This is a genomic window from Serratia sp. DD3, assembly GCF_000496755.2.
Genome location: NZ_AYKS02000026.1, coordinates 26,674 through 42,703, shown reverse-complemented (window position 1 = coordinate 42,703; position 16,030 = coordinate 26,674). Strand labels below are relative to the sequence as shown.

Below are 16,030 nucleotides of genomic sequence, written 5' to 3'. Positions count from 1 at the left end.
GGGGCCAGTAGTGCCTTACTGGTGGGGGGGCTGCTGCTCTGGGGTTGGCAGCACCAGTATTCGCCCCCGGCGGTGGAGCAACAACTGGTGGCATCAATAACGCCGTTGCCGGAACTCCCGCGTCAGGCGGGTCAACTCAATGAATTGCGTGAGCCCGGTTCACTGGCCCAGCGGCAGGCGGAGAGTCTGGTACAGCAACAGGGGGCGCAGCTTAACTGGTTGATGGCACTGCCCCCGGGTTGGTCGCAGCAGTATGGACAGCAACTGATTACGCAGTCTCAGACCCTGTGGCCGGGTAACCCGGAGGCAGAACAGATGCATACAGCCTGGCAACAACAGCTGGAAGCCAATGCCTTGCCGTTGACGGCACTGGACAACTGGCATCAGGGGATGGTGAAACTCCAGCAATTGACTGACAGCCTGAATGCGCTGGATGAACGCAAGGGTAAATACCTGACGGGAAGTGAACTGAAAACCATGGTGTTTGCCATTACCCAGGAATTTGGCAAAACAGTGCCGATGGAAGAGCAACTGCGCCAACTGGCGGCGGTCTCAACAGATAACAGCTTATCGGCCAATGCGCAGTCTCAGGCAGAGCAGCGACTGGCGCAATTGCTTAACCGTTATGTGCTGATAAAACAACAGGTAAAAGCGCCATGATACCACTCCCCGTCTGGTTCTTTGATGCCTTTGAACATCTGGCAAAACAAGATATCGATGCATTGAAACAGTTATGGGGAGCGGAGCCCGTGCTGCGAGCAGCAGTGGTACGCCTGGATAAAGATAACCCCGCATTGCATCCCCACAAATACTGTCCTCATTGTGGCAGTGATCACTATGTGCCTAATTCCCGCGAATGGGAATACCGTTGTCTGGACTGTCTTAAACAGAGTTCCCCTGCTACCGAAACCCCCTTTGCAGGCTTGCACCGTCGGAAATATTATATTTTGTATGCCGTGCTGATGACACACTGGGTTAATGACTATATCGAAGATGTGGTCTGGCTTTCAGGGTGCCATAACAAAATCTACTGGAAAGAGTATGCCAGCCGGCTTGAGCCGATATTGGCTGCGTTACCGGCACCTGTTACCCCTTTTCCTCGCTATCTGCATGGGTTCACACCCGAGCAGCAGGGGATGACCTGCCCGTCTTGCCACTCTCACCAGGTGAGGTATAAAGACCTGATGCCTGCGGCTAACCCGGATTTATCCTGCCAAGTCTGTCAGCACCACTTTGTGATGCATCCGAATATGCCCAGGGGGATGCTGCGTGATGGTACTCAACCAGAGGTGCCTGACTGGTTTGAAAAGGAGTTTGATCATACGTCAAATGCTGAGTATGAACACCTGGTAACAGTCTGGCACCGGGAACCGGTACTGCGTGAATTGGTGGATCGTCTGGATGAGCAGAACCCGGATCTGAATCGCGTACAGGAATGCCCATATTGCCATAATCACCGTATTATCCAGCCGGCAAGCGGCTCGGAAAGCTATGCCTGCCCCGCCTGTGGTGCAACCTTTGTCGCTGCGACAGGAACAGTTTTTTATAGAATGCCCAAAGACCGTTATTGGGGGCTCTATCGTGTGTTGGTGTTACTGTGGGGGCAGTGGTACCTGACAAAAGCGCTGCCGATATGCCGATCATCTTCGGTTAATCAATTTCGAATCTATGAAAAACGGCTTCAACCGTTATTTGAAGAACTGAAGGGAAGGCCGCTCACCCCACGGCCCCGCTGGTTGCTGGGTTTTACACCAGGGGAACAGGGGGTAAGATGTTTGCATTGCCATTCGTTGAATTTAACGACGGAGGGGCGCACGGTGTCGCCATTGGATGACCCGAAAATAATCTGTGAGGAATGTGGTCATGAGTTTATGTTGCGGGAATGGTTCAAAGAGCGCGCAAGGAGCAACATGCAGCAAAAATCATGAGCCTGCTGGAAACCGCGAACCTGGCTGACGGGTATTCTGCGGCGTCTACAGGTTGGCCGGAAACACGTCTGTAGGGCGTTGCTGCCGCTGCAGGGGGCACCTTGTTGATCGGGAGTGCAGACTGTCGTTTCGCCAGTTCCACACTAAGGACTGGCGCTACTGAGAGGGTAAATATCGGAACCCTACGCAAGGCGTGGCTTCAATGGCATGCACAACTGACTCAGCGCCTGCACCAGAACTCCTCCAACATCCCACTCAGTACATCACCACCTGACCAACGCCTTACCAGGAAACCTGTCAATATGAGTTAACCGTAACCAGCCATTAACTAAACAGGGTTTGTGCCCAGCGAGCTAAACCTGCAGTGACCGAACCAAAATCGTTACCACTGATGATGGGAATACCGGGTAATTGCTGTTGCAGTGCGCTACGCAGTAATGGCGAACGGGCACTGCCCCCGGTCAGATAAATCACTTGTGGGTTACACTGACTGGTGGCCAGTGTCGCTCTCACTTGCTCCAGAATGCGTTCCAAAGGTTGCTCAATCGCGCTGGCCAGTTGCTCCTGAGTGATGGTTTTCTCCAGTCCCGAGTGCACAAACGCCAACTGAGTACAGTTGCTCTTCTGCTCAGACAGGGCGATTTTGCTCTCCTCCGCACTTCTTACCAGCCGGTAGCTTAAATGTTGCTGGTGTATTTTTAACAGGTATTTCACTTTCTCTGGCTCAGCGGCATCACGGATTAAATCACGTAGCAGGCGACCGGTGGTGGTACTGTAAAAATCCATTTGTGCCGGAACATCGTTAGTTGCTACGGCGTTCCAGTAAGGCAACGCGGGTAGGGCGATACCTTTTTCGGTTTTGCCACCCAAGCCAAACAGTGGCATCAACTGCTTAAAGGCCAGCATGATATCGAGGTCATTACCCCCTACACGGCAACCGCTATGCCCGAGCAGACTCTGCTGACGCTCCACGCGATTTCGCCATTGCGGGCCCATCAATAGCATTGAGCAGTCCGTTGTTCCCCCACCGATATCGACCACCAGTACGGTTTTCTCTTCGCTCAGTGTGGCTTCAAAATCCAGCCCGGCAGCCACCGGTTCGAATTGGAATTCAATCTGCTTGAAGCCCACTCGCTCGGCGGCACGTAGTAAAATGCCTACCGCCTGACGATTAGCCTCTTCACCGCCACTTCCCTGGAAGTTGATGGGGCGGCCGATCACCGTTTGCTCAATATTCTGTTGCAAAACGCTTTCTGCCTGGCGCTTAATGTGCCACATCATGGCGCACACCAGATCCTCAAACAGGGCAATTTGCTGCGGTTTCAACCCATTGGCACCCAGGAAGGATTTCGGTGAGCGGACAAAGTAGGTCTCTTCCGGCTCAGCAAAATAGTGTGCCAGTGCCTGCTGACCAAACGACACGCAGTCACTGCTGACCAGGATATCTTCGTGGCGATTAAAGGTGATGGCACGTTGCAACAGTTGCTGATTATCATCACTGCCGGTAGGTACCTGAGCATAACGATACAGCCACTCACTGACCGCCTCGCGTGTTGGCGCACACAGCATAGAAGGTAAATAAGGGCTGTTGTTTTCTAGCGACAATAATTCCGGGTGATTATTGTGCATGATGGCAACAGAACAGTTAGCGGTGCCATAGTCAAAACCAATAAACATTTTCTTTCCCCATGCCCATTTTCTTTCCCCATGCCAATGAAGGGGGGCGACTTTACAGGAGAGTGTTACGCTGGGCAATATGCATACCGTCAATGAATAAATATTTAGCCAAGGTCGCGTCCACCTGTTTATCTTGATCAGGTTGATGTCCGGTTCCCGCACGTCAATGCTGGGTTTAAGTTTCATAATCCAGAAAAGTCGATTGAAGTGATGCCATGAAAAACCAACAACACGCGCTGTATCGTGCATTAAGTGCACGAGATCCTAAATTTGATGGCCGTTTTTTTGTCGGCGTCTCTTCCACCGGTATCTATTGCCGCCCAGTGTGCAGTGCTCGCACGCCAAAAATCGAAAACTGTACCTTTTACCCGAGTGCTGCCGCTGCTGAGTTGGCGGGGTTCCGTCCTTGCCTGAAATGTCGCCCGGAGCTGGCACCAGGATTGGCACTGATCGATTTGGGCAATCGTTATGCGCAGGTAGCGGTGCAATTGATTGAACAAGGCTATTTGGTGGAACATAGTTGCCAACAACTGGCGGCTCGATTGGGTATTTCTGATCGCCACCTGCGGCGTATTTTTGCCGAACAGTTTGGTGTATCGCCGATTGACTATGCGCAGTCATTTCGTTTATTACAGGCTAAACGACTACTGATGGACACCGACTTACCGCTGGGTGAGGTGGCGTTTGCCGCTGGGTTTGGTAGCTTACGGCGTTTCAATGAGCTGTTTAAAAGCCGTTATCGGTTGATTCCTTCGCAATTGCGCAGTAATGCTGGTCAGCATCGGCAGACCACCCAGGCGGGGTTGGTGTTTCATCTGGGTTATCGTCCCCCCTATGATTGGCAACGTATGCTGGATTTTCTGCAGGCGCGTGCCGTCAGTGGGGTAGAGAGTGTGGTCGGAAGACACTATCTGCGTTCAATCACTATCCGCCAAGGGGGAGCTGATTATTCTGGTTGGGTGAGTGTCAGCCCGGAAACGTCTCGTCACCGGGTACGAGTGGAAATTGCCCCTTCACTCAGTCGTGTGACCACAGAGGTTTTGCAGCGGATCCGGCAACTGTTTGATTTGGATGCCTCACCAGACTCTATTGTTGATGTCTTGGGGGAACTGGCGATGGATAAGCCAGGGATGCGCTTACCCGGTTGTGTTAATAGTTTTGAACAGGCAACGCGGGCGATATTGGGGCAACTGGTGAGTGTCAAAATGGCGGCCACCTTTGCCAGCAGGATGGCAAAACAGTGGGGGGAACCCTTGCCACAACCTTATGGCGAGATCACCCATCTGTTTCCCGATGCGATACGGATAGCGCAGTTGCAACCGGAAGAACTGCGTCCATTAGGGGTTCAATTGAAACGCGCTGCGGCGTTGATCGGTGTTGCGCGTGCGGTGAGCGAAGGGCGGCTGCAACTGGATAATGTGCTGGATATTGAGCAGGGCATCAAGGCGTTGACAGCATTACCGGGAATTGGCAGTTGGACGGCCAGTTATATCGCCATGCGTGCCTGGTCGTGGCCGGATGTTTTTCTGGCAGGGGACTATCTGATTAAACAGCGTTTCCCCGGCATGACACCGCGCCAGATTGAACGCTATGCCGAACGTTGGCGGCCTTGGCGCTCTTATGCCACGTTACATCTCTGGCATAATGACGTGTTATACGTTAATTGAGTTTAGTCGCTGCTTTCATCGGTTTGATAGCGGTAAACCTGCCCACGCCCGCCATTTTTGGCTTTGTAGCACGCAGCATCGGCCTCGGCGAGCAACGCTTCACTGGTGCCACTCTGGGCATCAATGGCGGTGATGCCGGCGCAGGCACCGACATGGTGTATTTTGCCTTCCCAATAGAATGGATACTCTTTTATCTGGGTAATCATCTGTTGCATCAGAGTCTGGGCATTTTCTAGCGTACAACCAAATAAGATCATGCCAAATTCGTCACCGCCCAGTCGCGCCAGACAGTCGTTATTACGCAGTTGGCGTAGCATCAACTGGCTAATCTCTTTCAACAGAGCATCACCTGCCGCATGCCCAGCACTGTCATTAACCGCCTTGAATTTATCAAGATCGAGGAAGACCAAGACATGGCGTTGGTGGTTATCTCTGGCATTGGCAATAGCATATTTCAGCTGTTGTTCGAAGCTGGTGCGGTTTTTCAAATTGGTCAGGGCATCGTGTGAGGCGTTGTAGCTGAGTTTATTCATCAATTCCCGTGCGGCACTCACGTCTTGCAGTACGATTACTGTACCTACCACGTCGCCATCAATGGTTTTCAACGGTGATATTGACTCTTGTACATCAAAACAATGACCATGTCGGTTATGGAGCACCAGTGAATTATCTGAGGGTAGCGCTTTACCTGCCTGCAGAGTGTATAGCAGCGGGTTTTCCACCTTGGGGCCATCGATACCATCAGTCAAGTGTACGATGTTGTTGATGGGCATGCCCAGTGCCTGGGCTAACGGCCAGCCACACATCTGCTCAGCCACTGGGTTCATAAAGGTGATACACATTTCGCTATCAGTAGAAATAACCCCTTCACCGATGGCGTCCAGGGTAATGTGTAAACGCTCTTTTTCTTGGTGCAGAGCCTCGGTCAGTGACTTTACTTCCGTCATATCGATATGCGTGCCGATGATCCGCTGTTGATTACCCTGTTTATCCAGAATCACGTTACCTTGGCTGCGCATATGGCGGATCTCGCCTGAAGGTTTTTTGATACGAAATTCCATGACAAAGGCTTGGGCATGCTCGGTTATCGCCATCATTTGCTGTTTAATACGTTCTCGGTCTTCCTGTAGCAGCATTGATTGCCAAAGTTTGAGTGTTGGGGTCTGGTCTGCCGCCAAACCATACAGTTCGAACATCCGTTTATCCCAATTGAGTTTCTTCTCACTGGGCACCCATTCCCAAATACCAATCCCACCTGCCTGATTGGCCAAGGTAATACGCTCCACCAAACGGCGATTCTCTGCCTCGGTACGTTTCAGTTCGCTGATATCTTCCACCTGGAAGATAAAATAGAGAGGGTGGTTTTTCGCATTACGCACCAGTGATACCGCTTGTAAGGTCCAGATGCTATCCCCTCCCTGACGAAGGTAGCGTTTTTCCATGGTGTAGCTACTGATACGGTTCGCCAGCAGATCTTGCCGTTGTGCCAGGTCACTCTCCAAGTCGCTTGGGTGGGTGAGTTCTTGGTATGTCAGGTGGTGTAGTGCCTCAGCAGGGGAGTTCAGCAGTTTGCATAAAGCCTGATTAACCTGTAGCCATTTTCCTTCCGGTGACACTAACGCCATACCGATGGCTGAATACTCCAATGCATTACGGAAACGGGTCTCACTTTCTACAATATGCCGCTTTTCTACCCGCAGGGTATGCATGACCATCGCCATGGCATGCGCTGGGATCAAAATCAGCAACAGTGGCATATAGACCTCTAAATCACTCAAAAAGGGCAGCCGACCCTGAAGATCTAGTACCCCGAGGGAGGTCATAATGGTAATCATTAAGGTGGCCGCAAAGCCGGTGATAAAGGTTTCCAGCCGGGGGAGGCTGAGTGCGGCCAACAGCAGTGGAGGAATAATAAAAGTAAAGGGAAAGGGCAGATTGAGCAGGGCCAGATAGGTCAGCACCAAGGTGCCCACCAATACCAATAACAACTTGAACAGATTATCTATCTTTAACATTGAGCGGCGATAGACCAGCCCGATCGGTGCCAGAGCCAATACCCCGATGGCCTCCGAAATAAACCAGGTACCGACGGGGCGCCAAAATGAGACTTCGGGTTTGGCTACCACGGTTGCTGCCAGCAGGGCGGTGATCAAAGGGGTAAAAATGACGGCACAACCGACAAACTTCAGCCAATTGACCAGACTGTTAAGGGGATCGTTTGCTGGCAGTATCTGCTGTAACAGCATGGTGCTGAGGGAAGCCCCCAGCAGGTTAATCAACATCAATTTGACGGGTAACCAGCCTAGACCGAACAACAGGAAATTGGCAGCACAGATAGCGGTGCCACTGAAGAGTAATGATAACCCCCAGCTATGCCTTGGGCGGCGGTAGAGCTGCATAATGATGGCTGCCGTGGGGAACCAGAGTGGGGTAAATGCCTTGGCTTCAAAGGAAAGCGTCAGGCAAATATAGGCCAACAGGAAAACAATAATTGCTGTTAGCAAGGCGTGAGTGAAGACAGAACCTTGTTTTTTGCTTGGCGGGGTAACGGTACTGATATCCATGGAGAACCTTACTGTTCTGTCGGCTACTGCACTATCCCCATGGCTCTTCTGGCTATTGGGGCAGGTTATTATTGCGCCTTTCCATGGCTTTTCCCCTTTCGGAGGGGTTGCGAACAACTGTACAACAGGATAAGAAGTCGCATTCCGGCGATTTTTCTTCAGGTTATTTTTCTTAATATTTTTAGGTTACGGCATGCAAATCAATTTCTGACTGATTTTCCTCAATTTTCTCGTTAGCAAGCAACTTGAAAGCTAACCCCTATAGTATAATAAGGTCACAAACGATTATGTAATTATATTGTTTCTAATTGGTATTGAAATAAACATATTTATTCTATTTACAATAGGAAAATAGTCGCCAAACCGAGGAAAATAAAGAAACCACCGGTATCGGTCAGCGCGGTAATCAGTACGCTGGAACCCACCGCAGGATCACGGCCCAGTTTAAGCATGGTCATCGGTATGACAACGCCCATCAAGGCGGCGACCAATAGGTTGAGAAGCATCGCCAGTGCCATCACGCTCCCCATTGCTGGGTCGTCATACAGCAAATAGGTGACCAGCCCCATAATGCCCCCCCAAACGATGCCGTTAATCATGGCCACCCCAAGTTCCCGGAGTAACAGCCGGGGGATATTACCGGCTTCGATCTGGTGTAATGCCAATGCGCGTACAATCATGGTAATGGTTTGGTTACCGGTATTTCCACCGATCCCGGCAACAATAGGCATTAAGGCCGCTAACGCCACTAACTGTGAAATGGTGTTTTCAAACAGCCCAATAACCCGTGAAGCGATAAACGCGGTGCACAGGTTGATAGCTAACCAGGTCCAACGGTTTTTTACTGCTTTATAGACCGGCGCAAACACATCTTCTTCCGGACTTAATCCCCCCATGCGGCGCAGTGTGCTATCACTCTCTTCGGTAACGGCATCCACCACTTCCTCAATACTGAGACGGCCCATAAGTTTGCCTTTGCCATCGACGACGGGGGCGCTGATCAGGTCATAGCGCTCGAAGGCACTGGCTGCCGCTTCCGCTTTGTCTTCAGGTTGAAAGGTCGTCGGGTCATTATCCATCACTTGTGATACTGGCGTTTGCGGATCATTAAGTAAGATAGCGGTTAAAGGCAGTTCACCGAGCAGGGTATTTTTACGGTCGGTCACAAACAGTTTATCGGTAGCTTGGGGGATGGTTTTACGTTGGCGCAAGAAACGGTGCACGGTGCCGAGAGAGACTTCTGGACGTACAGCAATCAATTCAAAGTCCATCATCCAACCCACCGTATCCTTACCGTATTGAATCACTTCACGGACTTGGGCACGTTTATCGGGTTGCAGTGATGTCAGCAGGCGCCCCATCAGATTTCGCGGTAGATACTGCGCCAGATAGGCTTGCTCATCGACATCCAATGTTTTGATCGCTTTGAGCAGGTCTTTATCGCTCATGGTTTCGATCAGGCTATCCCAGACCGGTTCTGCGACTTCCACCAGTGTTTGACCACGTTTGGTATTGTCCACCAGACGCCATAGTGCAAGACGCTCATCCTGTGGCAAGGCTTCCAGTAGGTCTGCCAGGTCGGCAGCGTGCATCTCATCCAGCAGATGAGTGATTTCGGCAGTATCGCTCAGCAGGCTCCTTTTGCGAAACTGTTTTCCTACTGTGGGGCGGCCAAGTATATCATCGACCAAGGGTTTGTTGTTTAATAGCAGCCCGAGAATGCGTTGACGATGTTCGGCGACTTTCTTAACGTTATGTGTAGTATTGGACATGCTATGCCCTAGTCTATTCAAAGTGCAGTCAATATACCCGCAGCTTGAATAGCTACGAGAGTATTGGGACTATAGATAAGGAATATTCTAGGGTTTTTTATTGGTTTTTGCTCTATATAATTGATTATGACTCAATGTTAAGCTATGCCTATGAGTAGAATTTACAGCCGTTCTTGATGTGAGCCGAATGTATTAGTCAACTCTTCGAATGGACTGGCGGCTGGATAGGACCCTGCCTTATCTACGGTTTAAATACCCTTAAGTACCAAAGTGAATCATGTCTTGGCGGATACAGTATCTTGATGGTTATTTTAAAGTTTTGGGATAAATTACGTGACCATTGGTGGGGGCAACCGTTCGTGTTGAGCCTGCTATTGTTACCTATTGCTGGCTGGCTTTCACCGCGCTTGATGTTGCCCGGTGGTAAAATTTACCTGGTTTATTTGCCACTAGCCGCCTGCCTTTCTTTGCTGATGGTGTATAACTGGCGTGCGCTGCCAGGCATCGCGCTGGCGATACTTATACGTTATTCCAACCGTGGAAGCTGGCAAATTGACCTGATCATGATGTTGGTCTACGTTGGCTGCTTGAGCGCGTGCTGGTGGGGATATCGTTGTCAGACCCAGCGCCAATGGTGTTTGGGGTTTACTGAGCTGAAGCTGGGTAAACATCGGCTAATCTGGCTGGTGGTGTTGCCACCGATAGCCATGATTTTCACATTACAGATAATTATCAATTTGGGTCTGCTGCCTGACGAATTGGGTATGCTGTCTAATAAAGACAATAATCTGTATGCACTCATTAACCTCCAGGCGATGGTGCTTGGTTGCCTCTCTTCCATGCAACTGTTCTATTGCGTGCTACGGGTGCTTAAAACCCCTAGATTTGCTGGCGTTCTGTTGGGGCGAATTCGCCGGGAGATGGCACCCTCAGTAAAAAATAGCGAGTTACAGTTGTGGTTTGCGGTACTGGCTATTCTCTTGCTAGTCCTGTCTTATCACACCGCCGAAATTGGCTTTTTGCAGGTTCCTGATTATACGCTAACGCTGTTATTACCGGTGATGCTGTATAGTGCCATGCGCTATGGTTACCAGTTTAACGGTATTGTCTGGGCGGCAAGCCTGCTGGTACTGTTTTTCAACTATCAGGGCTATGTGCAGTGGAATAATTTGTTGCATAACCTGACCATGATCTCTGCAATGATGCTGGCCTTCACCCTCAGTATTTTATTGACCTCTGCGGTGCACACCCGGCAACGGATTGATCATGCCAAGGCGCAGAATGCTTCATTGAAGGATCCAGTCATTGGTTTGCCCAACCTGCGTGCGTTAAAACTCGATCTGGCTAAAGCGTCACGTTCAACACTCTGTTTTTTGCGTATCTCCGAGCTGGATCTGCTCAGCCGTAACTATGGTATGCAACTGCGTATTCACTTTAAACAGGCGTTGGCGACGGAATTGCGCACCAAGGTGTTGGAAGAGGGGGAAGAAGTTTACCATATGCCGGGTTATGAACTGTTGATTCGTCTAAATAGTTTCGATGCAGAAGCCCGGTTGGTTAATATCCAAGAGGTACTGGATAAGTTCCGTTTGGTGTGGAACGGTCTGTTAATTCATCCGCCATTAGGCATGAGCTATTGCACCGTCTATTCAGAGGTTGAGCATTTGCATATGCTGCTGGGGGAAATGAGCTCATTGGCGGAGTTATCTTTGACCACGGGTCAGCCGGAAAATATGCAAGGTACTCAGCATATCGTACAAAATGAGATCAAGCGTAAAGTCTCTTTGTTACATTCGGTGCAAAGCTCATTGGATAACGACAGTTTTATTTTGATGGCTCAACCCATCGTCGGTATCCGTGGTGATGTTTACCATGAAATTCTATTGCGTATGCTCGATGATCAGGGCAACTGCCTGCTACCTGATCAATTTCTACCGGTGGTCCATGAGTTCGGCCTGGCCTATAAATTGGATATGTGGGTGTTAAACCAAACGCTGAAATTTATGGATAGCAACCGCGATACGCTACCCAGTGTACGGTTGTCGGTAAATTTGTCACCCTTTTCGCTGTGCCGACCCGGTTTGGGGCAGGATGTACGGCACGCGTTGCGGCAATATAACATTGAGCCTTATCAGCTTATTCTGGAGATCACCGAGTCCCATTTGATGGGGGATATTAAATATGCACAAAATTCGTTAAGAGAATTGCGCAAATTAGGTTGTCGCATTGCTCTGGACGATTTTGGTACTGGCTATGCCACTTACAACCGTCTTAAAGCACTGGATGTGGATACGGTGAAGATCGATGGGAGTTTTGTGCAGAATATGTTGACCAACAGGGTGGATTACCAGATTGTCTCCTCTATTTGTAAAGTGGCACTGATGCGCAGGTTATCCATTGTGGCGGAGTATGTGGAGTCGGCAGAACAGCGGGATGCCCTGCGAGGTTTGGGGGTAGATTACATGCAAGGGTTCTTTATTGGCCGGCCTCAGCCGTTGAAATCCTTGCTGGTAAAGCCGCCAAAGGCAAACCAGGAGTAAACCAGCGTGTTTGATTCTCCGCCTCTCTTTGTTATAGAGGCGGAGTTATAGAGGCGGAGGGGTTACCAATAACCACCAACCAATGATCCTCGACGACGATATTAGTCTGACTGAATTTTGTCTGCCTCACCCTCTTCTTCAATAATCAACCTCCAGCCAACCACATCATTCCAGTAGGTCTGTTCCCGCTCAAAGTCCAACTGGACCAGGTTATTCTGAGTGAGATAGCCAGCGGGAAAACGTAGCGTCCAGTGGTTATCATCGGTTGTCAGGCGGAGTGTTTCTGGCGTGGTGGTGGATTGACGCTGGTTGTTGAGCAGGGTGCTCAGACGTAATAGCTGTATTAATGGCAGGTAATATTTTTTCTTGAACAGATTTAGCCGGGGTAATTCGTCAAGCTTGATTGCCTTACGTTGAAAACGTACCAATGCTGCCAGCAGCAGTTGCTGCTCTTGATTGAAGCCGGGCAGATTGGTGTTTTGCAGAATATAGGCAGAATGGCGGTGCATGCCACTGTGGTTGATACTCAATCCGACCTCATGCAGCATGGCGGCCCATCTTAACAACGCTTCGAGCTGCGGTTGTACTAGCTTGGTATTTTGAGCCATCCATTGGGCGTACAGCAGTTCTGTGGTTTCTAGCACTCGCTTGGCTTGTTCTCGGTCGATATTGTAGTGTTCAGCCAGGCTGGCTGCAGTACGGCTGCGAATATCTTGATGGCGGAAACGACCTTCCATTTCATAGAGCACGCCCTCGCGCAGTGCACCGTCGGAAAGACGGAGTTCGCGCACCGCCAGCGCATCAAAGACGCCACAAAGGATGGCTAAGCCGGGAACAAACACAAATTGACGGTCTTCCGACAGCCCTGGTAAGTTCAGGGTGCTGAAGTCTTTAAACTGCAAGACTTGTTCCACCAGCATTTCGAGCCTTTCAGGGGTAATCAGGCCCTCTTTTTCGCCGATGGCAACCAACACCTCATAAGCCGCCTTAATGGTGCCTGAGGCCCCCAAGGCATATTGCCAGCCTTGAATACGGTATTGCCAGGCCAGCGTTTCCAGCTTCTGTGCGGCGGCCAGTCGGGCCCGCTTGAAGTTGGTTTTGCTTATCTCACCGGCGGGGAAAAATTGGTGAGCAAAGCTCACACACCCCATACGGCGACTCTCTGCCAACAAGGGTTCGAAGCCTTCACCAATCACCAGCTCAGTGGAGCCACCGCCAATATCAATCACCAGCTTACGGCCTTTTTCTGGTTGGGTATGTTCTACCCCCATAAAGATAAGACGCGCTTCTTCCTGGCCCGAGATAATTTCGATGGGATAAGGGATCACTTTAGCAGCACGTTTCAAGAAAACTTCGGCGTTGACCGCCTCGCGCAAAGTATGAGTGCCGACAATTGTCACGTTGTCAGCGGGGAAACCCTGCAACCGTTCAGCAAACAGTGCCAGACAGGCCAGCCCTCTTTCTATGGCTTCCTCGCTGAGCACATTATTGCTGTCCAAGCCATCAGCGAGGTGCACTCGTTGTTTTAAACGGCCTAATATCTGTAAGGCACCATTGACGACGCGGGCAATGACCATATGAAAGCTGTTCGATCCTAGATCGATAGCCGCGATCTCTTGCGGTTTATTGGTCGTAGAGCTGGTGGTTATTGGCATAGGCTGACCTGATTTTCCGGTTGTTCCAGAGCTTTTAAGTACTCATAAATCGCCATCTGGGCACGTACTTTACGGCGATTACCACGAGGGACGTACTGGTTGCTCAATTCTTTATCAAGATAACGGGCTTTAACGGTATCGCTGAACAGGAGCTCCAGAATATCCAGAACACGTTGTTTCAGTGTGGGATCCAGTACCGATACCGCGACTTCAATACGGTAATCGATGTTGCGTGTCATCCAGTCGGCAGATGAGAGATAAACCCGTTTATCACCTTTATTTTCAAAAACATAGACCCTATCATGTTCAAGAAAACGGTCTACTATACTGATTACCTGAATATTTTCACTGATTTTCGCCAGGTTGGGGATCAACGAGCACATACCGCGAACCAGCAGGCGGATCTTCACGCCAGCGGCGGAAGCCGTATATAAACGATCAACCAGCCCTTTATCCACCAGATTATTTATTTTTAGCATAATGCCAGCGTCTTCCCCGGCCAATGCATTGGCAATTTCATGGTCGATCAGGTCATATAACATCCGGCGCGAGTTCTGTGGTGAAACCATCAAGTTATCGAAGGTCACTGGCCGGTAAGGATGTTCAATGAAATTGAATACTCTGCGTACTTCATTGGTGATGCGAGCATCAGCCGTCAGTAATGAGTAGTCGGTGTAAATACGCGCTGTTTTCTCATTAAAGTTGCCAGTACCAATATGAGCATAGCGCACAATGTCATCGCCTTCACGGCGTGAAATCAAGAATAGTTTGGCGTGGATCTTCAAGCCAGGTGCAGAGAAAATGACATGCACTCCCGCTTCTGTTAGCCGCTTGGCCCAGTGAATATTGGCTTCTTCATCAAAACGCGCTTGCAACTCCACCACCACCGTCACTTTCTTGCCGTTATGTGCGGCGTGGATCATTGATTCGATAATGCGCGAATTTTTGGCTACCCGGTAGATATTGATTTTGATCGCTAAGACGCTCGGGTCGAACGATGCTTGACGCAACAGTTCTAACACATGTTCAAAGGTATGGTAGGGGTAGTACAGCAGCACGTCTTTTTCGCGGATGGCATCAAAGCCGTTGCGGAATTTATCAAACCAGATATGGCGCAGGCGTGGCAGCGGCGGGTTGACCAGATTGGCCTTACCGACATTTGGAAAGCTGATGAAATCTTTGAAATTGTGATAGCGGCCACTGGCAATAATCGAATCATAATTCGAAATCCCCAGCTTGCCACGTAACATTTCTACCATTTCACTTGGCATATCACGCTGATAAACAAAGCGTACCGGTTCTGCAGTCAGGCGCTGTTTGAGGCTGGATGACATTAATTCCAACAGGCTGGATTCCATTTCGGTCACCAAGTCGTATTCTGCATCACGGGTCATCTTCATTGAATAGGCATTGAGTACGTCATAATCAAAGAACCCCTTGAAGATATCATCCAGGCAGTAGCGTAGAATATTATCCAACAGGATCATCGGCTTGCGACGTCTTGGTGCTTCAGGTGGCAGATTAACGAAGCGGGGAACCTTATCAGCAGGGATTTCCAGTAACGCATACTCGATATGTGTGCCACGAATAATCTCCACCGCCAAGTAGGTGTAATCGTCTTTTAGGAATTCCACCAGATTGGTATCGCGGTTGAGCAGTATCGGTGTGATATGTTGGCGTAGGTTGTGCTTAAAATACTGGCGTAGCCAGATTTGCTGGTTTTCTGATACTTGGCGTTCGTTAATCAAGAAGATTTGGTTACGTGCCATTTCCAACAATAATTCGTTGTACAAGGAGTCAAATTCTTGGTCTGTTTTTAACACCTTGGCCTGAATTTTTTTCAGTAAATTACGGGACGTGCCTGCTGAACCTTGCTCTTCACTGATTAACAGGCGCCGTTTCAGATCGGCAAAACGGACTTTATAGAATTCATCAAGATTGTTGGAGTAAATGCCCAGAAAGCGCATACGCTCAATCAAGGGATTGCTCTTATCTGCTGCTTCCTGTAGTACACGTCCATTAAAGGATAACCAGCTTAATTCTTTATCGATGTAGAGCTTTTCCTGACTCATTACTACTCCAATTCAATGTGATAAATGGATCTGCGATACTGCTGAGTGTCCTACATTATTATTGCGAGAGATTGACAGGAATGCCCAACTTATCTGCGGGGTTGCCCCCGCCGTTATGCTATGTCAGCAATATTTCCCGAAGCATGAAGGAGAGA

Annotated in this window: 9 protein-coding genes; 4 read left to right on the top strand and 5 right to left on the bottom strand. The window is 49.8% G+C overall.

What is annotated here, in order from left to right; translation table 11 throughout:
- Together IO95_RS03805 and IO95_RS03800 are read left to right on the top strand one after the other, a co-directional pair.
- Positions 1–660, top strand: a 660-nt coding sequence (locus IO95_RS03805; RefSeq protein ID WP_037383921.1) for a VasL domain-containing protein, incomplete at its 5' end; no start/stop codon positions are given.
- A complete protein-coding gene (locus IO95_RS03800) occupies positions 657–1,928 on the top strand; it encodes a hypothetical protein (RefSeq protein WP_023489268.1) in 1,272 nt (423 codons plus the stop codon). The genes IO95_RS03805 and IO95_RS03800, both read left to right, overlap by 4 nt.
- A gap of 324 nt (positions 1,929–2,252) precedes the next feature.
- Here IO95_RS03800 and yegD read toward each other — a convergent pair whose 3' ends face one another.
- A complete protein-coding gene (yegD, locus tag IO95_RS03795; RefSeq protein WP_023489269.1) occupies positions 2,253–3,605 on the bottom strand; it encodes a molecular chaperone in 1,353 nt (450 codons plus the stop codon).
- A gap of 215 nt (positions 3,606–3,820) precedes the next feature.
- Here yegD and alkA point away from each other — a divergent pair, with 215 nt between their 5' ends.
- Entirely contained in the window at positions 3,821–5,272 is a 1,452-nt protein-coding gene (gene alkA / locus IO95_RS03790; RefSeq protein ID WP_023489270.1) for a DNA-3-methyladenine glycosylase 2, read from the top strand.
- A gap of 2 nt (positions 5,273–5,274) precedes the next feature.
- Here alkA and IO95_RS03785 read toward each other — a convergent pair whose 3' ends face one another.
- Together IO95_RS03785 and mgtE are read right to left on the bottom strand one after the other, a co-directional pair.
- Positions 5,275–7,836 carry a diguanylate cyclase domain-containing protein gene (locus IO95_RS03785; RefSeq protein ID WP_023489271.1) on the bottom strand — a complete coding sequence of 854 codons (2,562 nt, stop codon included), beginning with the start codon at positions 7,834–7,836 and terminating at the stop codon, positions 5,275–5,277.
- 338 nt (positions 7,837–8,174) lie between these two features.
- Positions 8,175–9,608, bottom strand: coding sequence for a magnesium transporter (mgtE, locus tag IO95_RS03780; RefSeq protein WP_023489272.1), 1,434 nt, complete (start codon positions 9,606–9,608; stop codon positions 8,175–8,177).
- Between the two features lie 302 nt (positions 9,609–9,910).
- Between mgtE and IO95_RS03775 the strand changes: the two genes are divergently transcribed.
- Positions 9,911–12,148 (top strand): EAL domain-containing protein, encoded by a 2,238-nt coding sequence (locus tag IO95_RS03775; protein WP_023489273.1) that lies wholly within the window; start codon positions 9,911–9,913, stop codon positions 12,146–12,148.
- Between the two features lie 101 nt (positions 12,149–12,249).
- Here IO95_RS03775 and ppx read toward each other — a convergent pair whose 3' ends face one another.
- Both ppx and ppk1 read right to left on the bottom strand, forming a co-directional pair.
- Positions 12,250–13,803, bottom strand: a complete 1,554-nt coding sequence (ppx, locus tag IO95_RS03770) for an exopolyphosphatase (protein ID WP_023489274.1) — start codon at positions 13,801–13,803, stop codon at positions 12,250–12,252.
- Positions 13,794–15,875 carry a polyphosphate kinase 1 gene (ppk1, locus tag IO95_RS03765; protein WP_023489275.1) on the bottom strand — a complete coding sequence of 694 codons (2,082 nt, stop codon included), beginning with the start codon at positions 15,873–15,875 and terminating at the stop codon, positions 13,794–13,796. The genes ppx and ppk1 overlap by 10 nt, the downstream gene beginning before the upstream one ends.
- Between the last annotated feature and the right edge of the window lie 155 nt (positions 15,876–16,030).